A 19,493-nucleotide genomic window follows, 5' to 3' on the forward strand; every position below is an offset into this window, starting at 1 on the left:
CCTATACGCCAGGAACTGTCATGACTCCAATCCCTACCATTGACCTTGTTGATGCACTTGCATCTGAATATGCCGACAAATCTCCCAGCGAGATTCTGGAACTTGCTTTAAGTCAAGAAGGTGAAATTGCCATTTCATTTTCGGGTGCTGAAGATGTGGTTTTAATTGATATGGCTTCTCATTTGGGCAAACCTTTTCGTGTCTTCAGTCTCGATACCGGTCGCTTGCATCCAGAAACCTATCAGTTTATCGACCAAGTTCGTAAACACTATAATATTGAAATCGAAATCTGCTTCCCTGAAACCGAAACGATGCAAAAACTGGTGACTGAAAAAGGTTTCTTTAGCTTCTATCAGGATGGTCATCAGGAATGTTGCGGTATCCGTAAAGTTCAACCCTTACGTAAAAAGCTGGCGACATTAGACGGCTGGATTACCGGTCAACGTAAAGATCAAAGCCCCGGTACCCGCAATACAATTCCAGTGGTGCAAGCAGATGCCGGTTTTTCCGGTCCTGGAAAACAACTGATTAAATATAATCCCCTGGCAAACTGGTCAAGTTCCGACGTATGGAACTATATCCGCATGATGGAAATTCCGTATAATCCGCTGCATGAACGTGGTTTTATTTCGATTGGCTGTGAACCCTGCACCCGCCCAGTATTACCGAATCAACACGAACGTGAAGGCCGCTGGTGGTGGGAGGAAGCGACCCATAAAGAATGCGGATTACATGCAGGAAATTTAAAATAATATTTTTAAAAAAATCACTGTTATTCAGTGATTTTTTTTAACTTATGATTACACATAAAGCAGTTCATTTCTTTTTGAAAAAAGATATACTAAAAACACCTTTTCATATAATTCTAACAAGCCTGTTTATATAAGAACAGCCATAAAATTGCAGTGAGGCATTCAACGCTATGCGTCCATTACACCCAATTGACTTTATTTTCTTGTCGCTGGAAAAACGTCAGCAACCGATGCATGTCGGTGGGCTGTTCCTGTTTCAAATTCCCGACAATGCGCCTGACACCTTCATTCAAGACCTCGTTGCTGATATTCGTAAATCCAAATGTCTTCCTGTTACACCTTTTAATAATAAACTCAATGGCCTCTTTTGGGATGAAGACCAAGAATTTGATTTAGACCATCATTTCCGCCACATTGCACTCCCGCATCCCGGTCGAATCCGTGAATTGCTGACTTATATTTCACAAGAACATAGCGCACTGCTTGATCGTGCCAAACCCCTCTGGACCTGTAACATTATTGAAGGGATTGAAGGCAATCGCTTTGCCATGTACTTTAAAATTCATCATGCCATGGTCGATGGTATTGCCGGTATGCGTCTGGTAGAAAAATCCCTGTCGCAAGATCCAAATGCCAAAAGCATTGTGCCACTCTGGTGTGTTGAAGGTCCTCGCGCGAAACGTATTAAAAATCCCCCAAAGAGCCGCATCAAAAAAATCATGGGGACTTTAAAGGATCAATTGGAAGCAACGCCAAAAGTCATGTATGAATTATCCCAGACGATTTTTAAAGATATGGGACGCAATCCTGACTATGTTTCAAGTTTCCAGGCACCCAGCAGTATTTTAAATCAACGCGTAAGTTCTTCTCGTCGTTTTGCTGCACAATCTTTTGAGCTGGGTCGTTTAAGCAGGATTGCCAAAACACTCGGTGTCACCATTAATGATGTGGTACTGGCCATCTGTTCCGGCGCACTGCGTGAATATTTGCTCAGTCAACATGCATTGCCGAAAAAACCGCTGATCGCGATGGTACCGGCCTCGATTCGTGATGACAATTCCGATGTCTCTAACCGTATTACCATGATTCTAGCCAATTTAGGCACGAATAAAGAAACCCCATTAGAACGCCTGCAAATTATTCGTCGTAGCGTGTTAAATGCGAAACAGCGTTTTAAACGCATGAACTCCAATCAAATTTTAAACTACAGTGCGTTGGTTTATGGTGCAGCCGGCTTAAATATTGTGTCCGGCATGATGCCTAAACGCCAAGCCTTCAATATTGTGATTTCTAACGTGCCCGGGCCACGTGAACCGCTCTACTGGAATGGGGCAAAGCTGGATGCCCTGTATCCAGCTTCGATTGTGCTGGATGGACAGGCGCTCAACATTACCATGACTAGCTATCTGGATAAGTTGGAGGTGGGTTTAACTGGTTGTCGCCATGCCTTACCGAAGATGCAAAACCTGCTCACACACCTGGAAGATGAAATTCAGCGCTTTGAAGAGATTGTAGGACAAGATATTCCGCCAAAGAAGTTGAGAGCGGTGAGTTAGCCGCCATTTCAAAAAGGTGAATAGTAAATTAATAAAGGGGCCTTTCAAAGGCCCCTTTATTTTATCTTTGCATGAGATTAATTTTTAATTGCGCGACATTGATTTAATAGTTGATGGCAAACTGAATGAATCATGGCAGCTGTAATTTGAACTTCTTTACCCTGCTCATTGACGATATAACCGTTTTGGCTCATTTTATTATCTGTAACTTTCGTATTTTGTTGAACTGCTACTTGGCTTATACTCATGTCATACCTCTTTTTTGCTAAGCCAAAACTGGGAGATTTTGGCTTTGGCTACTGTGTACGACTAGTATTCAAAATTCAGCTTAAAAAGTAAAATTTCAGATGTAACAAGTGTTTAACGATATTCTGTTACAATTTCAGCTCAGAATGATATCGTATTGCTCTTGCGTATATAGATTTTCCACCTGGAATTTGATGATACGCCCTATAAAGTGCTCCAAATCAGCCACAGCAGGTGCTTCCGCTGTTAACAATCGGTCAATCACCGAAGGGTGTGCAACCACGGTAAAACCACTTTTAGATTCAAAAGCACGTGCGTATCTCAAAATTTCCCGAAAAATTTCGTAACACACTGTCTCTGCCGTTTTGACATAGCCCCGTCCCTGACAAGTTGGACACGATTCACATAATAAGTGTTCTAAAGATTCACGGGTACGTTTCCGGGTCATTTCCACCAGACCCAGTTCCGAAACCTGGGTGATTTTGGTTTTGGCATGATCACGTTCCAGCATACGCTCAAACTGGCTCATTACTTCTTCACGATGCTGGGCTTCCTGCATATCAATGAAGTCAATAATGATAATGCCTCCCAGATTACGTAAGCGCAGCTGACGGGCAATGACCTGAGTGGCTTCCATATTTGTTTTAAATACGGTGTCTTCAAGCGTGCGACCGCCGACATAGGAACCGGTATTGACATCTATGGTAGTCATGGCTTCAGTCTGGTCGATCATCAGATAGCCGCCAGACTTCAACGCTACACGGGTTTGCAGCGCCTTCTGAATATCTTCTTCAACATTGTATAAATCGAAAATTGGACGCTCACCCGGATAGTGAACCAAGCGGTCTTGCATACTCGGTACAAACTCAAGGACAAATTCTTGCAATTTTGCATGTATTTCACGTGAATCGACTGAGATTTTAGCGGTATCTTCATTGGCCAAATCGCGAATCACGCGCTGTGGTAGCGGCAATTCTTCAAAAATCAGTGAAGGGACAGCAATGCTTTTTTGCTTGCGCTGAATAAACTCCCAGAGCTTGGCCAGATACGCCATGTCCTGTGCAATTTCAGCTTCAGGAATCCCCTCCGCCGCGGTACGAACAATGACACTTCCGGGTAATTTATGCTCGCTTTGAATCCGTTCGATCATTGAACGTAAACGATCTCTTTCTTCTTCCGATTCAATGCGTTGTGATACACCAATATGATGACCATACGGCATCAGTACCAGATAGCGTGAGGGAATGGAAAGATCGGTAGAAAGACGTGCGCCTTTGGTGCCCAGCATATCCTTCATCACTTGAACCGTGAGGATTTGACCGGGCTGAAGCAGCTCAAAAACATTCGGGGTCGGTTGATTGCGCGGCCAGACCATATCGTTGATATGAAGAAAAGCGGTTCGGGAAAGCCCGATATCGACAAAAGCAGCCTGCATACCCGGAAGTACACGCACCACTTTACCTTTATATATATTGCCCACCAATCCACGCTTAACCGTACGCTCAACAAATAATTCATTGACCGTGCCGTTCTGGATTAAGGCCACACGACATTCCATCGGCGTGACGTTAATCAACAACTCGTCAGACATAATAAAACTCAAAACATTATAAAAATTTTTTTTTGAGGTCAGTTAATTTAGTGCCTTAACTGCCTGTAATAACTGTACGGTTTCGTGTAAAGGCAAGCCCACAACATTGCTATAACTGCCTTCTATACGGGGAATATAACGCGATGCGATACCTTGAATGGCATAACCACCCGCTTTGCCTAAGGGCTCCCCGGTTGCCCAATAACTTTCCATATCATTGAGACTTAATTTTTGAAACTCAACCTGCGTCCGTACCACTATACTTGATTTTTCTTTTCTTGTACGCACACAAACACCTGAAAACACATCATGCTTGCGCCCGGAAATGCGCTGCCACATTTCAAAAGCATGTTGTTTTGATTCAGGTTTCCCTAAAATTTGATCATCCACCCCCAAACTGGTATCAGCGGCAATCACAATGGCATCCGGAAATTGCTCCAATACGGATTGAGCCTTGCTGCAGGCTAAACGTTCGACATAGGCGGCAACATCTTCTCCCTCAAGAACAGATTCATCGATATCCGGACTATAAATCTCGAAATCTAGACCCAATTGTTGCAATAGTTCCCGGCGCCGAGGAGAACTCGAAGCCAGAATTAAACGCGCCATTTTTTTAGCATAAAATACATGACCGGGAAAACCAGCACACTGCTAAATAAAGGCTGCCAGTGCCGGGTAAGGGAGAACTGCAAGCCGCCCATAATTTGCAAAATCCAGGTCAAAAATAAATGTGCCAGCACGGCCAGGAAGCTGATCACCCAGAGATTGCCAAAAGTCATGATACGGCGCTCACGGGTTAAAAACCGGACAATAAAGGTAATCAACACAAAACTTAGCGCATTCATGCCTAAAGGGGCATCCACCAGCAGGTCGGTAAACATGCCGGTGGCAAAGGCAAACCAGATTCCGCACCAGGTGGGCTGGCACATCACCCAGAACAGCATGAGCAGCAACATGAATAAGGGACGTGCACCTGACACGGCATAAGACAATGGATAAACCATCAGCACCGAACAGACAATGACTGAAACAATAATCGCGATTAAAGGATCACGATTGGTTTCGGCACGTAATTTAGCGAGTGGCATGTGGCTGCTCCATCGCTAATGAATCGGAAAACAGCACCACCACATGATGTCCACCGGCCAGTTGCGCGGCTGGAATGACCTCAATCTGGGCAAATTCACCCGAATTGTGCCGGTTGACTTTGGAGACCGTGCCGACCAGATAGCCTGCCGGGAAATGCGCCCCCAGACCTGAGCTATACACTTTTTCACCCACCTTGACATTGGCACTGGTCGGAACATATTCCATCTTCAAATGACCTAAATCACCTGTACCCGATACAATGGCACGCATCCCGGTATGTTCTAAACGCACAGAGAGCGAGTGCTCTTTATCGGACAGCAACATAATACGGCTACTATGCGAATTGACATTGATGATTTGCCCCATAATCCCTTTATCGTCCAGTACGGTTTGACCGACCTTGAGCTGACTGCTGGAACCACGGTTAATCACAATAATATGCCGTAAAGGATCTGCATCGGTACCGATGACTTCTGCAATTTCCATGCGCCCATCAATAATCAAAGGTGTATCCAGCAGACCTCTTAAACGGGTATTTTCGGCAGAAAGTTCAGATAATTTTTGCAGACGAACCTGAGCCTGCAACAACTCGGCTTGCATCGCAGTATTTTCACGACGTAACTGGGCTTCAGACTTGGTTTGTTGATTGAGCCATTCTCGCGACAACACCGGATAACTTGCGAGGGCATAAATCGGATTATATGCCGCATACAAGACATCACGTGCGGGCTGAATCACCTGAGGCATGCGCCAGTTAAAAAACAGCACAACCAGACATGTGATCACCGCAATGATAAATGAGCGAAAAGATGGCGGTTGTCTGGAAAACAGTTGTGTTTGCACCGCCTGGTCCCTAACTTAGCCTACAAATAACATGTCGTGATTTGGATTGTCGAAGAACTCCAGAACCTTGCCACCACCACGAGTCACGCAAGTCAACGGATCTTCAGCCACAACCACAGGCAGACCGGTTTCTTGTGCAAGCAGCTTGTCCAGGTTGCGCAGCAATGCACCACCACCGGTCAGCACGATACCACGCTCTGCAATGTCAGAAGACAGTTCTGGCGGGGTTTGTTCAAGGGCAGATTTAACCGCAGAGACAATATTTTGTAATGGATCGGAAATCGCCTGGGTAATTTCGTCTGAAGTCACCGTGATGGCACGAGGTACACCTTCAGCCAGGTTACGGCCACGCACTTCGATTTCCAGTGATTTGGCACCCTCATCCGGAAGTGCCATACCCACTTCTTTTTTAATCACTTCGGCAGTGGTTTCACCAATCACGCAACCATGCGCTTTACGTACATAATTGATGATCTGTTCATCAAATACATCACCGCCAATACGCAGTGAGTCTGCGTAAACACAGCCCTGTAATGAAATGATGGCAATTTCAGTGGTACCACCGCCCACATCGACCACCATTGAACCACATGCCTGTTCAACCGGCATACCGGCACCAATTGCAGCAGCCATTGGCTCTTCAATCAAGCGGACATCACGTGCACCAGCATTGAATACCGCTTCACGAATGGCACGGCGCTCAACCAGTGTTGATTTGCACGGCACGCACACCACAACACGCGGTGCAGGCGGGAATAGACGCTTTTCATGGACTTTACCAATAAACTGGTTCAGCATGGTTTCGGTCACTTCGAAATCGGCAATCACCCCATCTTTCATCGGACGGATTGCAGAAATATTTGCAGGTGTACGACCAAGCATTTGTTTAGCATCAAGACCAACCGCGGCAACGATTTTCTGTGAACCGCTGTGACGGATGGCCACAACCGTCGGTTCATTTAATATAATGCCTCGTCCTGGTGCATAAATAAGTGTATTTGCTGTACCTAAATCAATGGCTAGATCGGGCGAAAACAAGCCAATTAGTCTTTTTAGAATCACGGAGACGTTCTCGATTAAACTTTATGTGGACGCAAGGTGGCAACTTTAACTAAATGTGATGATTTGGACAAGTCAATCGCTTATTATAACGCACGATATTTTGAATTTTTTTAATACTGATTAGGTAATATTATGTCTACATCGGATGCACAGCATTCTGCAGATTTAAATGCAAAAACAGTTTCAGCAATCGCACATCTGGCCCGATTGTCGCTAAATGATACGCAATCTGCTGAATATGCTCAAAGTCTAAATAAAATTTTAGGCATGATGGAAACCCTAAAAGGCATTGACACTGAAAATGTTGAGCCGCTTAAAAGTCCATTTGACCATCCACAGCCCTTACGTGAAGACGTGGTTTCTGAAGAAAATCATCGTGAAGAATATCAAGCTGTTGCACCAGCAACCCAAGATGGCTTGTACCTTGTTCCGCGCGTGATTGAATAATCTTTATTCAGTTAAATCATTTTATTAAATTAAACGTAAAGAAATATTTCTCATGACAGATTTACATCGCTTATCGATTCGTGAACTTTCCGAAGGTTTAGCTGGGGCTAAATTTTCGTCTCGCGAATTGACTGAACATTATTTAAAACGCATTGAAAAAATCGATGCCCAAGTACAATCTTATGTGACCGTAACCGCCGAGCAGGCATTGGCCCAAGCCGACGCCGCAGATGCAGCAATCAAGGCCGGCAACGCCACAGCATTAACCGGTGTGCCCATTGCGCATAAAGATATTTTCTGTACCCAAGGCATTAAAACCACTGCCGGTTCCAAAATGCTGGACAATTTTATCTCTCCTTACGACGCCACCGTTGTAGCGAAAGGTAAAACTGCGGGCTTAGTCACTCTTGGTAAAGTGAACATGGACGAATTCGCCATGGGTTCAACTTCCGAGTCATCTTACTTTGGTGCGACCAAAAATCCATGGGCACTGGATCACGTTCCGGGTGGTTCTTCTGGTGGTTCTGCTGCGGTTGTAGCAGCTGATCTGGCGCCATTAGCAACCGGCACCGATACAGGTGGTTCAATCCGTCAGCCAGCGTCTTTCTGTGGTCTGACTGGTCTGAAACCGACGTATGGCCGTGTATCGCGTTTCGGTATGATCGCCTATGCCTCATCTTTAGATCAAGGCGGTCCAATGGCGCGTTCTGCGGAAGACTGCGCTTACCTAATGAACGTGATGGCAGGTCATGACGCGAAAGACTCAACCTCTGTAGAAAAAGACGTTGATGACTACGTGGCAAACCTGAATGCTACCTCAGTTAAAGGTTTACGCATTGGTATTCCAAAGCAATACTTTAATGTTGCCGGCTTAGATGCCGACGTCAAAGCACGTGTGGAAGAATCTCTGAAAAAATTAGAAGAAATGGGCGCGATTCTAGTTGAGATTGACCTCAACATGACTGAAGCTTATGTTCCAACTTATTACCTGATCGCACCTGCTGAAGCATCTTCAAACCTGTCACGTTATGATGGCGTGCGTTATGGCTACCGCTGTGAAAACCCAGTGGACTTGATGGACCTGTACAAGCGTTCCCGTTCAGAAGGTTTCGGTGCTGAAGTGCAACGCCGTATCCTGATTGGTACTTATGCCCTGTCTGCCGGTTATTACGATGCCTACTATGTGAAAGCACAAAAAGTCCGTCGTTTAATTCAACAAGACTTCCTGAAAGCATTTGAAAATGTCGATGTGATTGCTGCGCCTTCTGCGCCAACCACTGCCTATCGGATCGGTGCAAACTTAAGCCCAGTTGAAATGTATCTGGGTGACATCTACACCATCGCGGTAAACCTTGCAGGTCTTCCTGCGATTAACGCGCCTGTTGGTTTTGACAAAGACAACCTGCCAGTTGGCTTACAGCTGATTGGTAACTACTGGTCAGAATCGCAATTGCTGTCTGTGGTACATCAGTATCAACAGGCAACCGATTGGCATACAAAACGCGCTGCAATTGCTGAGGAGAATGCATAATGGCGAAGAACAATGCAAAACCTAAGTCAAACCTGATTGATGGTTGGGAAGTCGTTATTGGTATCGAGATTCACACTCAGCTGGCGACGAAATCTAAGATCTTCTCGGGTTCATCAACCGAGTTTGGTAATGATCCAAACACTCAGGCAAGTCTGGTTGATTTAGCCATGCCGGGCGTATTGCCAGTACTGAACAAAGAAGTGGTGGATCTTGCGATTCGCTTTGGTTTGGGTATCGACGCGTACATCGACCAGGCTTCTGTATTTGCCCGTAAAAACTATTTCTATCCGGATTCTCCAAAAGGCTACCAGATTAGCCAAATGGACAACCCAATTGTGGGCTTGGGTCATATCGACATTCAACTTGAAGATGGCACCACCAAACGCATTGGGGTAACACGTGCGCACCTTGAGGAAGATGCCGGTAAATCGATTCACGACCAGTTTGAAGGTATGTCAGGCATCGACTTAAACCGTGCAGGTACGCCACTGCTTGAAATCGTATCTGAACCAGATATGCGCTCTGTAGAAGAAGCAGTTGCCTACATTAAAGCGATTCATACGTTAGTACGTTGGTTAGGTATTTCTGACGGTAACATGGCAGAAGGTTCTTTCCGTGCCGACTGTAACGTGTCTTTACGTCGTCCAGGTCAACCCTTCGGTACTCGTTGCGAGCTTAAAAACCTCAACTCATTCCGTTTCATTGAACAAGCGATCAATGTTGAAATTGAACGTCAAATGGAAATCCTTGAATGGGATGGCACCATTGACCAAGAAACACGTTTATTCGATCCTGTGAAGATGGAAACTCGTTCAATGCGTTCAAAAGAAGAAGCGAACGATTACCGCTACTTCCCTGACCCAGACTTGTTGCCTGTGATCATTGCTGATGAGCAAATCGAAGCGATTAAAGCGACCATGCCTGAGCTTCCTGCTGCACGTCGTGCGCGTTTCGTGGCGGACTTCGGTGTGACTGAGTACGATGCGCACGTGCTTACGCTTACGCGTGAAATGTCAGAGTTTTATGAAGAAGTCGTTAAGGCTGCTGGTGGCGCTGCACAAGGTAAGATTGCGGCAAACTGGGTGATGGGTGAATTTTCAGGTGCTTTAAATAAAGCTGGCTTAGACCTTGCGGATTCTCCTGTAAGTGCAGAAAAACTTGGCGGTATGATCGCGCGTATTGTGGACAACACAATTAACGGTAAGATTGCAAAACAAGTGTTTGGCTTTATGTGGGAAGAAGGCAAAACTGCGGACGAAATTATTGCGGAAAAAGGCTTGAAACAGGAAACTGATACAGGCGCAATTGAAGCGATTATTAAGGAAGTTCTTGCTGCGAACGAGAAGATGGTTGAAGAGTATAAATCTGGTAAAGAGAAAGCTTTCAACGGTCTTGTTGGTCAAGTGATGAAAGCCGCGAAAGGTAAAGCCAATCCTGCACAAGTAAATGAGTTGATGAAGAAATTGATTGGTTAATCTAGTCTTTTTTTAAAAAACCCGCTTTAGAGCGGGTTTTTATTTATATACTTTTTGTTGTCAACAGCAATCTTTTCTAAATCAAATATTACTTTTTCATAGTCCTCTAACTTCTTAATCTGAGCAAACTTAGATTCTATTTTTTTTAGTTCAACATCATTAATAACATCTCCATTAACTTTCAATAAATACTCAAAATAAATTACTTTTTTCGATATAAAATCTGTCTTCATACCATCATAAAAATGTACGCAAAATGGTAAAAATGAAATCAAAAAGAATACTGTCATCCATATGATAAAGTTTTTTCTACTTTGAAAAAACCATGGAACGTAATCGATATCCTCATTTCCTAAGCATGGTTCATTGAGTTCCTTGAATTTTTTTAAGCCTATTAAAAAAATAAATGAAAAACATGCGATAGAAACAGTGCCTAACAACATAATGAATAAGCTGTAAGTTTTTGCTTGAAATCTATCCAAACCTCTAATTGCAATGTTTTGATAAATTTCATTACTAAAACTTGATGAAGTATTAATTAAGAAACTAATAATTCCATTACCCATAAAGCTAAAGAATGGTTTTAATATAATTTCCCATACACCGCTTCCTAAACCACCGACAATTAAAGTACCTAATATCCCGAACACCCAACTTAGTGTTTTATGTTTTTTTATAAAATCTTTCATCATCAATAAGCTATATATTAACTTTATTCAATATTACAACACAAAAATTGTGATTTAATAATTAAAAAAATTGAGCTTTATTTCTAATAATTAAAGATACAATTACCCAAGAACTTCAAATCTAAAACAATATGACCATCAAAAAAGCATCCTCTAACACCAAATTCAAAGACTTGTGCCATATTCAAATGTCAAAGTCCTTTTTATGCGTGACTTCTAGAATCCCTCTAAATCTCCCTTTAGAAAAGGGAGACTTTGTCATGTGATTTGTTGGATACGCGGTGTTCCCTCTCCTTTTTTAAAGGAGAGGGCTAGGGAGAGGATTATCATTTAAATTTCAAAATTTTAAACATACAATCAACCCAAACACTTCACGCCAAAAACAACATGACCATCAAAAAAGTATCCTCCATCGCCAAACTCGAAGATTTAGGACGCATTCAATTATCCAAGTCCTTTTTTATGCGTGATTTCCTCTATAGCGAAATCGCCAATTGGTACGGTGTCCCTAACTCCCCTGACCATCCTGACATCGCTATTCGTACAGGTACGGAACTCTGCCAGCAACTACTCGAACCACTGCAAACAAAGTTTGGTCGTATCGCGATTCGATCTGCTTACCGCTCACCAAGCGTGAACCAACTCGGTAATGAAAAAGGACATAACTGCGCAAGCAACGAGAAAAACTTTGCCAGCCATATTTGGGACTACCCCGATGCAAAAGGTTATGGGGCAACGGCGTGTATTGTCATTCCATCTTTTCTAGAACTGTATGAAAAAGACCAAGCGAATTGGCAACAACTCGCCTATTGGATTCATAACAACTTAAACTACAGCCACCTACAATTTTTCCCAAAACTCTGTGCTTTTAATATTGGTTGGCATGAACAACCTTCGCGGGAAATTTATAGTTATATACAACCCAAAGGCTATTTGCTGCGGGGTGAAGCTGTGAATCCAGAGTTTGAGAAGTTTTATCCTGATTTGTTATAATCATTAATCCCCCTTTTCCAAAGGGGGACTTGCCTCATCATCAATTTGATACGCGCGGTTCCCTCTCCTGAGCAAGTTTTAAAGCACTACTTTAAAACGCAGCACAAGTGAAGACTAGGAAGAAGATTAATTTTAACTCTTAATTTCACCTGTAAAAATAACACTTTATAAAAATATAAACTTCAAAAAAACAACATTAACTGTATATTTTATATTCATTTTCTTTTGCAGCTAATGCTGATTTTTTAGACTATACACGCCCAACTATAAAGCATGAAATGTAGAGTAAATAATGATTTTTAGAAAAATAGCACTTTTAACTTTAGCCACGGTTCACACAGCTCAAGCTGGCTCAACTCACGATTGGGGTTATGCCAGTCACAAAGCCCCTGAACATTGGGCCAACTTAAACACAAACTATCAAAGCTGTGCCGGGGCGAACCAATCCCCTATTAATATTCAGCAAACCGTACAAGCCAAACTGCCACCACTTAAATTTAATTACCACACTTCAGCTCAAGACATTATTCATAACGGCCATACCATTCAAATTAATTTCAAGCCAGGCAATGACTTAAACCTGGACAATCAACAGTTTGAACTCAAACAATTCCATTTGCATAGCCCCAGTGAAAACCAGATTCAAGGTAAATCCTACCCTATGGAAATGCATCTGGTGCATGCATCCACTACGGGTGAGCTTGCTGTGGTTGCGGTGATGTTTGATGAAGGAAAACAAAACCAGAAACTGGCTAAACTGTGGAAAGAATTGCCTAAAAAAGCAGGTGCTGCCATTCCACTCAAGCAACAGGACCTGGCATCTGCATTTTTACCTGACAACCTGGAGTACTATCGCTTTAACGGTTCACTCACTACCCCACCTTGTACCGAGGGTGTCCGCTGGATTGTTTTAAAAGACATTCAACAGGCATCGAAACAACAAATTGAAGCATTTTCAAAACTGATGGAGCATCCGAACAATCGACCTGTACAACCGCAAAATGCACGTATGGTTTTGGAATAAAGCCACCAATATTTATACAGAAAGCGATTTATATCTCCACACATCTTTTGAAATATAAGTTAATTTTAATTCTTAGCCCTTGAACATAAAAAAGACCTGAATTCAGGTCTTTTTATGGTTGTTTCATCTTATTTTTCCTAACTTATTCCACAAATCTGGCGTCAAGAAAGTGACCACTAGTTTATTTAAATCCACATAGCGCAGCACACCTTTGAGCTGACTTTCTACTTCAGGATTTTCTAAAATTTCCTCACCGGTAATTTGTCCAAGCTCCTGAAAACTATCGCCCACCGCTTGTACACCCTCCGCAGCAATGACAGCTTTAGTCTGGCTCGCGCATTGATCCACCAATATACGCTGTAACACTTGTGCCAGGTTTTTATCCAGCTGGGTTCTCTGCTCTTCATTCACATTGCTGAATTTCTTCAATTCCGGATGTGCAGATAACGCGACAAAGGTCCATTGCAGCACCGTTGTTTTATCTGCTGCCGTGGTGGATTTCACCAGACAGTTACTCAGCTGATCCACCGTTGGTCCGGCCATTGCAACTTGTGTTGTTCCCATAACCGCAGTTGCCATCAAAGCAGAACAACCGATTCGAGCAAAGCGACGCCCCAAGGGGGTGAAAATAGAGTAAAACATAAAGCAAACTTCCATTCTGAACTGCTGTCTTTTTATCATAAATTGCCGGGTGCAGCCTGTTATGGCTGTGTAAAATCAAGCTTCTTTTTCAGCTTGTCTATCCACCTGACAATTTGAAGGGTTTCCGGCTTCGACTAAAGAAAGCCACTTCATCCTTAAAAAGGACCTCTGCTTATGCTATGGTGAATGAAAATAAAACTTTATATAAATCATATCTGAACAGAGGGAAAAATCATGACTAAGCAAATCTTGATGCTGGTGGGCGACTATGCCGAAGACTACGAAACAATGGTGCCGTTCCAGTTTTTAACTGGCCTGGGCTATACCGTGCATGCAGTCTGTCCGGATAAAAAAGCCGGCGACAGCATCGCCACAGCCATTCATGACTTTGAGGGCGAGCAAACCTATAGCGAAAAGCGTGGTCATAACTTTGCCATCAATTATGACTTTGACTCGGTCAATACCGAAGATTATGTGGGTCTGGTCATTCCGGGCGGACGCGCACCTGAATACTTGCGTATGAATGCACGTGTGGTGGAAATTGTGCGTGAATTTGATGCTGTAAAAAAACCGATTGCAGCCGTATGTCACGGTGCGCAACTTTTAGCGGCTGCCGATGTACTTCAAGGTAAAACCTGTTCTGCTTACCCTGCATGTGCAGCGGAAGTAAAACTTGCAGGTGGTTTATATGCCGATATTGCCGTGACTGAAGCAGTCACCGACGGACATCTGGTGACTGCACCGGCTTGGCCTGCGCACCCTGCCTGGATGGCGCAATTTGTGAAAGCCTTGGGTGCAACGATTAACCTGTAATACTGCCACGTTAAAATTTGAAAATTTCAACATTCATGTTCCATCGCATGATGATGGAACATGACGCTGATGAAGATGAGCAAAATAGCTTTTTATTTCATCTGCCTAAGCATATTTTTCGCCCCACTGTGATTATAGTTCACGGCTAAATTTTGCAAGACCCGCCTTGCTTGAGCTTTAGAATTCGAAAAGCGGTTACTATAACTTGGCACACTAGTTAAACAGCGCGCCACCAGCATCCCCGATTCAGTGTAGACCCGGGTTCCCTCCGTTCCCTGCAATTTGCCATAATTATAGGCCCGCTGTGCATTATTACAGGCAGCCACCTGATTTTTACCGCTATTTAAATCACGGCGTGCAGCGACGTAAAATTTCACCTGCTGCTGTTGCGGACTTTCCACCACTTTTAGCGGCTGTTTTTCAGGTAACTCTGCTGCAGGCTTGGTTTCTTTTTTCAGTTCCGTTTCTTTTTTAGCTTCAGCCTCTTGTTGAGGCACAGACTTGTTCAGCGCTTTTTTATTGCCCTGATCATTGGAACTGTTTTTTTTATCTGCAACATTTGTAGTCACACGGATATTTTTATAAAACTTTTTGGCTTCATCCGCAGACATCAGCCTGGTCTGCAAACTGACGACACGCGTATCACGCCCATCATTGAGTTTACGTTCAGCCACCGGCTCAATAGACGCAATCCAGCTTTGCCCATTATTTTGTACGCACTTGTAGGCACCTATGCCTTGTTTGACATTGCCAGATGCAGATAAACGCTTTTTATCCGATGCATCCTTGACCAGAGTCATGGAGCTCTTATAGAGCAGCGTGAATTTGCCCTGCTTGGCAGAACAGTAATTGTTTAAATATTTTCTTGGATATAAAGATTGCGGCTCTTTGTCATTCTGTTTTGCTCCCCATGAATAGACATATTCTTTGGCATGTCCATTCGATTGGTTAATATTTTTTTGAACGATCATTTCCTGTGCTGAAGCATAATTTTTAGCGGAATCATCTGAGCTCAAAGCATTAAAACTGGTACAGCCATGTAAAGTGATGCCCACTCCGCCAATCAAGATGAATGTTTTGAAATTCACGTATTAATGCTCACTGATGCTGTCATTAAGAAAATATATGAAAATCCGGGAAATCACAAATACACTACCTTGATTTTATTATTAATTCCCACTGATTTACAGGATACATTTTTATCTGAAAAAGCAAAATAACTGCCAATCTTTTAAAAGTTTCAGCACTGAAATCTGAAGGAGATAACACTTTTTAGCCAATTTGAAACTTTGTATGATTGGTGAAGCTTTAGTTATCCCTGATGCTATTCGGCAATTTCCATCATGACCTGATGTAAATTTAATCTTTTATATAAATAGCCAGCTGGCGTACTCAAAAGCAAAAATGAAATGGGTTATTTCACCACGGCTTCAATTAAATCAAGATCCCAGGCACCACCGGCAAAACCTTTACACATGCCAGACCAGCGATCTACAGTTTGAACGAAAGCTTGTCCCTGCCAAATCCATTCGCTCATCTTCCAGCAATCACCAATACCACGACCCTTTTGTGCACTGCTGATTTCGCCTGCTGCAAAACCCGATGCAGATTCGGTCACAAAGCTGGCTTTGCCTGTTAAAGATTGATTCATTACCCAAGCCCCATAGCCTTCATTGTAGGCTCCGCGCCAGCATAGGGTGGTAGCTATAACTTTGTTATTGGTAAGCTTATAGAGTTCAATCGCTTGTGGTTTGGCACCCTCTCCATCATAAATGCCTTCACAAAATTCAGCTACATCTGACTGTGTCGGCCGGGCAGCCATGAGTAACTTATGCAGGTTTTGGTACTGTCTGCTATTGGGCTGTAGTGTTAAATAAGGTTTTGCTGCGGTTTTTACTTTATTGACCACTAATTTGGGCTGTGCTGCCAATACTTTCGACTCATCTGCAGTTCCGGGGTTGACCAAAGCACCTACCGTACCCATACGTTGTTGAAAATCATCCATTTTCAATAATGAAGCCGTCATGCCTGCATCCGAAACCTGCCAGGTGTAATAGGCGTTTTTAAATACGATGTTCACTTTTTTCCGGGTCTGTTGTAACAGTGCATTGAGCTGTTTGCTATTTAGCGATCCTGTAAGCAGTTGCTCTGAAATGTTAATCCTGACTCGGCCATAATCCTGATTATTGATAAAAAAGTTTAAACTATTCAGTTTTTTGTTATCTAAGGCTTGATCAAAACTGGATAGGGCAAATGTCCCTTGTACGGTTTGTTTTGCTCCAGCTTTACGGGTCAACAAGATTGTGGCGGGCATGCTTTGCAGATGATCATCCTGATAGCCTGCTGCCCGACAGGTGCCGATATTACTGCAATACACTTCCCAATCCTGATGAGAAAAAGACATGCCTTGAATTTCTTTGGCAAATGTTAGAGGACTGGTCACGGCCAGACAGCAAAGCGAAGTCCACGCATAAAACCTTTTCATTTTTTCTGCCCCTTCCCTTTTTAATTACTATACTTCAGCATTTTCATGATTGTGAAATATAAAGCGTTATAAAAAACCCGCATCATGCGGGTTCTGTTGCTCAATTTGATTCTTCATTATTTATGCAAAGTCGATTCAAATGCCCGTAAACGCTTATAAATCGAAAGCAGTTCAATAATCGTTGGCCAAGACTCGATTAAATACTGGAATGACTCGCGTACCTTGCCAAAGACATTGGCAATCTGCATCATAAGACCCAAGGTAATCGCCCCTGCGGCAATACTTGGAAACAGCACAAACAGGCCATACAGATTGTCCAGTTGCATGTACCAGATGCGTACCATGTTGAAATAAGCATAATGGAAATACAGGCGGAAATAGTTAAAACGCACGCGACTGAACAGTTCTTTTAAAGTCAGCGGATCGGCACGATCGGCATAGTCTTCACCGTAAACCAGTTCCTTACGGTAGGCAGCTTCAACCTTCTGGTTGTTAAATTCCAGACCCGGCAATTTATACCCGACGACCATCAACACCACAGTACCCAGCACTGCCCAGCTAATGGCAGCCCAAACCAGCGCATAAGGAATTTCACCCACCACTGGCAGCTGTTTGACATGCGATGACAACTGCAATAACACCGGTAAAAATGCCATGAGCGTCATTAAGGCTTGAATGAAACTCACTCCCAAACTTTCGGTGGTTTTGGCAAAACGCATGGTATCTTCCTGAATACGCTGCGAAGCCCCTTCAATATGGCGTAGCTGCTCCCAATGTGCAGTGTAATAGTCATTCATGGCCGTACGCCAACGGAATACATAATGGCTGACAAAGAACAGGTTAAATACGGCAATGGTCACATAGACCATCGCGACATAGAGGAAGGTCAAGGTCTCACTGTAGAGTAAATTGACATTGCCACCGCCACTGCTCAGCATTTTCTGAATCAGGTCATAAAATGGGCTGTACCAGGCATTCACCACCACATTCACCTGCACCGCAAACCAGATGTTAAACAGAATAAAAGCCGAGCCCCAGACCGACCATCCCTGCCATGGATTGCTGGATTTTAAGCGCCAGAACAGGGCAAAAATAACGGTTGAAACCATGAACCACAGATAGAACCATAAAAATGAAGGTGACCAAAAGCGGCTTACCCCTATCGGTAATTCTGCTGTAGCATAACCCGGTGCAAAGCCTAAAAATGTTCCCCAGCCACTTCCGCCGGAATACCACAGCGCAATATTGATGACAAACCAGAGTACCAACGATGAAAAGAACCACTTCGGGTCAGGAAAAAAAGATTTAAACATTCGCTCAAGCTATTCCTTTATTTTTAGTTTCAAACTTGCCAATCAACCCACCCGGCCTATTTAAGCCGAAGGGATGAAGCGGCTATTATTCTCGTCTTTTCATCTTTGTAGCAACTTATACACTGTTTGTGAAATGTTTTTTCAGATGAAATCAATGTCTTTGGCTGATACCTTAATCAGGAAATGGTAGGGTTCATTCGCCCTGTGATGACGTCTTAATCATTCAGTTCAGCTTAAAATCTGCGACATCCTGCATTCAACACAGCACTGATGACTTTAAGCCACATCTTGACTCAGCTTAGACTGGATAAATTAAAATTTTCTTAAAAATAATCCAGCTATTAAATCCCTAAAAATTTTATGGAAATGTTCAAAAATGGAAGATAAATCAAAATATAAACTTTAATCCCCTCTCATTTACTTCTTCAGTATGTCGACTGCATAATGATTTTTATCCGTTTGTTTTTGATTTAACTCGCAAAACTGATAAAATTGGTTAAATATTTACCAATTTATGGTATAATTAATCTAATTTCTAATAAACAGGGGAAGTGAAATGGAAAAATTAATCATCGAATTATTAAAACCCGTAACCTTGGAAAAAGAAAACTGCAATCCGCTGGTTTTTGAACAAGGCACTATTTTAAAAGTCGTTATGCAAACACCGACCAGCCTGCTGGTATCAGACGACTCAAATTTTAACTTTACTGTTTCTTTGCGAGATGAAAATACAGTCTGGCGTGAGCTATAAATTTCATTGGATTTTTATAGTGATTTAGAAAATTTGGCTACGGAATTCTCAACTTGGGTACACCTTCCCTATACTCAAGTTCGAGATTTTTGGTGTGCCATAAAACAACAATAAACTTTAAACTTTGGCTAAAAGCCTCCGCTGCTGATCAAAGCCATAGAAAAAGAGATAGATGCTTTATCTGTTATGAA

The 19,493-nt window shown here is 43.0% G+C and carries 20 protein-coding genes; 9 read left to right on the forward strand and 11 right to left on the reverse strand.

Annotated elements, in window-relative coordinates:
• Positions 1 to 20: 20 nt before the first annotated feature.
• Complete coding sequence (locus E0H88_RS10535; protein WP_092819804.1) at positions 21 to 752, forward strand: phosphoadenylyl-sulfate reductase; 732 nt, start codon at positions 21 to 23, stop codon at positions 750 to 752.
• 170 nt (positions 753 to 922) lie between these two features.
• Complete coding sequence (locus E0H88_RS10540; protein ID WP_131274127.1) at positions 923 to 2,308, forward strand: WS/DGAT/MGAT family O-acyltransferase; 1,386 nt, start codon at positions 923 to 925, stop codon at positions 2,306 to 2,308.
• Between the two features lie 77 nt (positions 2,309 to 2,385).
• On the opposite strand, the gene E0H88_RS15930 is transcribed toward E0H88_RS10540, so the two are convergent.
• From E0H88_RS15930 to E0H88_RS10565, 6 genes are all read right to left on the reverse strand, one after another.
• Positions 2,386 to 2,556, reverse strand: a complete 171-nt coding sequence (locus E0H88_RS15930; RefSeq protein ID WP_086196905.1) for a PA1571 family protein — start codon at positions 2,554 to 2,556, stop codon at positions 2,386 to 2,388.
• A 134-nt stretch (positions 2,557 to 2,690) separates the two neighbouring features.
• On the reverse strand, positions 2,691 to 4,145 hold the full coding sequence (gene rng / locus E0H88_RS10545) for a ribonuclease G (RefSeq protein WP_131274128.1): 1,455 nt from the start codon (positions 4,143 to 4,145) through the stop codon (positions 2,691 to 2,693).
• Between the two features lie 42 nt (positions 4,146 to 4,187).
• Positions 4,188 to 4,754, reverse strand: coding sequence for a Maf-like protein (locus E0H88_RS10550; RefSeq protein ID WP_131274129.1), 567 nt, complete (start codon positions 4,752 to 4,754; stop codon positions 4,188 to 4,190).
• The gene (mreD, locus tag E0H88_RS10555) at positions 4,742 to 5,233 is read right to left on the reverse strand and encodes a rod shape-determining protein MreD (protein ID WP_131274130.1); all 492 of its coding nucleotides are present in this window, start codon (positions 5,231 to 5,233) and stop codon (positions 4,742 to 4,744) included. Before mreD ends, E0H88_RS10550 begins: the two co-directional genes overlap by 13 nt.
• On the reverse strand, positions 5,220 to 6,077 hold the full coding sequence (gene mreC, locus E0H88_RS10560) for a rod shape-determining protein MreC (protein WP_092819809.1): 858 nt from the start codon (positions 6,075 to 6,077) through the stop codon (positions 5,220 to 5,222). Before mreC ends, mreD begins: the two co-directional genes overlap by 14 nt.
• Positions 6,078 to 6,092: 15 nt before the next feature.
• Positions 6,093 to 7,139, reverse strand: a complete 1,047-nt coding sequence (locus E0H88_RS10565) for a rod shape-determining protein (protein ID WP_092819810.1) — start codon at positions 7,137 to 7,139, stop codon at positions 6,093 to 6,095.
• Between the two features lie 132 nt (positions 7,140 to 7,271).
• Here E0H88_RS10565 and gatC point away from each other — a divergent pair, with 132 nt between their 5' ends.
• Genes gatC through gatB form a run of 3 tightly spaced genes read left to right on the forward strand, consistent with a single transcriptional unit; the run spans position 7,272 to position 10,592 of the window.
• A complete protein-coding gene (gatC, locus tag E0H88_RS10570) occupies positions 7,272 to 7,586 on the forward strand; it encodes an Asp-tRNA(Asn)/Glu-tRNA(Gln) amidotransferase subunit GatC (RefSeq protein WP_086174772.1) in 315 nt (104 codons plus the stop codon).
• 52 nt (positions 7,587 to 7,638) lie between these two features.
• Entirely contained in the window at positions 7,639 to 9,117 is a 1,479-nt protein-coding gene (gatA, locus tag E0H88_RS10575) for an Asp-tRNA(Asn)/Glu-tRNA(Gln) amidotransferase subunit GatA (protein ID WP_131274131.1), read from the forward strand.
• Entirely contained in the window at positions 9,117 to 10,592 is a 1,476-nt protein-coding gene (gatB, locus tag E0H88_RS10580) for an Asp-tRNA(Asn)/Glu-tRNA(Gln) amidotransferase subunit GatB (protein WP_131274132.1), read from the forward strand. The genes gatA and gatB overlap by 1 nt, the downstream gene beginning before the upstream one ends.
• Before the next feature lie 26 nt (positions 10,593 to 10,618).
• Here the strand turns inward: gatB and E0H88_RS10585 are convergent, their stop codons facing one another.
• Entirely contained in the window at positions 10,619 to 11,284 is a 666-nt protein-coding gene (locus E0H88_RS10585) for a hypothetical protein (RefSeq protein ID WP_131274133.1), read from the reverse strand.
• Positions 11,285 to 11,668: 384 nt separating this feature from the next.
• Between E0H88_RS10585 and E0H88_RS10590 the strand changes: the two genes are divergently transcribed.
• Complete coding sequence (locus E0H88_RS10590) at positions 11,669 to 12,274, forward strand: hypothetical protein (RefSeq protein WP_131274134.1); 606 nt, start codon at positions 11,669 to 11,671, stop codon at positions 12,272 to 12,274.
• Between the two features lie 292 nt (positions 12,275 to 12,566).
• On the forward strand, positions 12,567 to 13,298 hold the full coding sequence (locus E0H88_RS10595) for a carbonic anhydrase (RefSeq protein ID WP_131274135.1): 732 nt from the start codon (positions 12,567 to 12,569) through the stop codon (positions 13,296 to 13,298).
• A gap of 123 nt (positions 13,299 to 13,421) precedes the next feature.
• On the opposite strand, the gene E0H88_RS10600 is transcribed toward E0H88_RS10595, so the two are convergent.
• Entirely contained in the window at positions 13,422 to 13,940 is a 519-nt protein-coding gene (locus tag E0H88_RS10600) for a hypothetical protein (RefSeq protein WP_131274136.1), read from the reverse strand.
• Between the two features lie 234 nt (positions 13,941 to 14,174).
• On the opposite strand from E0H88_RS10600, the gene E0H88_RS10605 reads away from it, so the two are divergent.
• On the forward strand, positions 14,175 to 14,753 hold the full coding sequence (locus E0H88_RS10605; RefSeq protein ID WP_131274137.1) for a DJ-1/PfpI family protein: 579 nt from the start codon (positions 14,175 to 14,177) through the stop codon (positions 14,751 to 14,753).
• Positions 14,754 to 14,845: 92 nt separating this feature from the next.
• On the opposite strand, the gene E0H88_RS10610 is transcribed toward E0H88_RS10605, so the two are convergent.
• The 3 genes from E0H88_RS10610 to sbmA all read right to left on the reverse strand — a co-directional run bounded on the left by E0H88_RS10610 (position 14,846) and on the right by sbmA (position 18,551).
• On the reverse strand, positions 14,846 to 15,841 hold the full coding sequence (locus E0H88_RS10610) for a hypothetical protein (protein ID WP_092819817.1): 996 nt from the start codon (positions 15,839 to 15,841) through the stop codon (positions 14,846 to 14,848).
• Positions 15,842 to 16,167: 326 nt separating this feature from the next.
• Positions 16,168 to 17,238, reverse strand: coding sequence for a DUF1176 domain-containing protein (locus E0H88_RS10615; protein WP_131274138.1), 1,071 nt, complete (start codon positions 17,236 to 17,238; stop codon positions 16,168 to 16,170).
• A gap of 116 nt (positions 17,239 to 17,354) precedes the next feature.
• On the reverse strand, positions 17,355 to 18,551 hold the full coding sequence (sbmA, locus tag E0H88_RS10620) for a peptide antibiotic transporter SbmA (protein WP_131274139.1): 1,197 nt from the start codon (positions 18,549 to 18,551) through the stop codon (positions 17,355 to 17,357).
• Positions 18,552 to 19,107: 556 nt separating this feature from the next.
• Between sbmA and E0H88_RS10625 the strand changes: the two genes are divergently transcribed.
• Positions 19,108 to 19,302: a hypothetical protein gene (locus tag E0H88_RS10625; protein ID WP_092819820.1), complete on the forward strand. Its 195-nt coding sequence runs from the start codon at positions 19,108 to 19,110 to the stop codon at positions 19,300 to 19,302.
• Positions 19,303 to 19,493: the final 191 nt, after the last annotated feature.

This window comes from Acinetobacter sp. ANC 4216 (assembly GCF_004331195.1).
Lineage (GTDB): Bacteria > Pseudomonadota > Gammaproteobacteria > Pseudomonadales > Moraxellaceae > Acinetobacter > Acinetobacter kookii.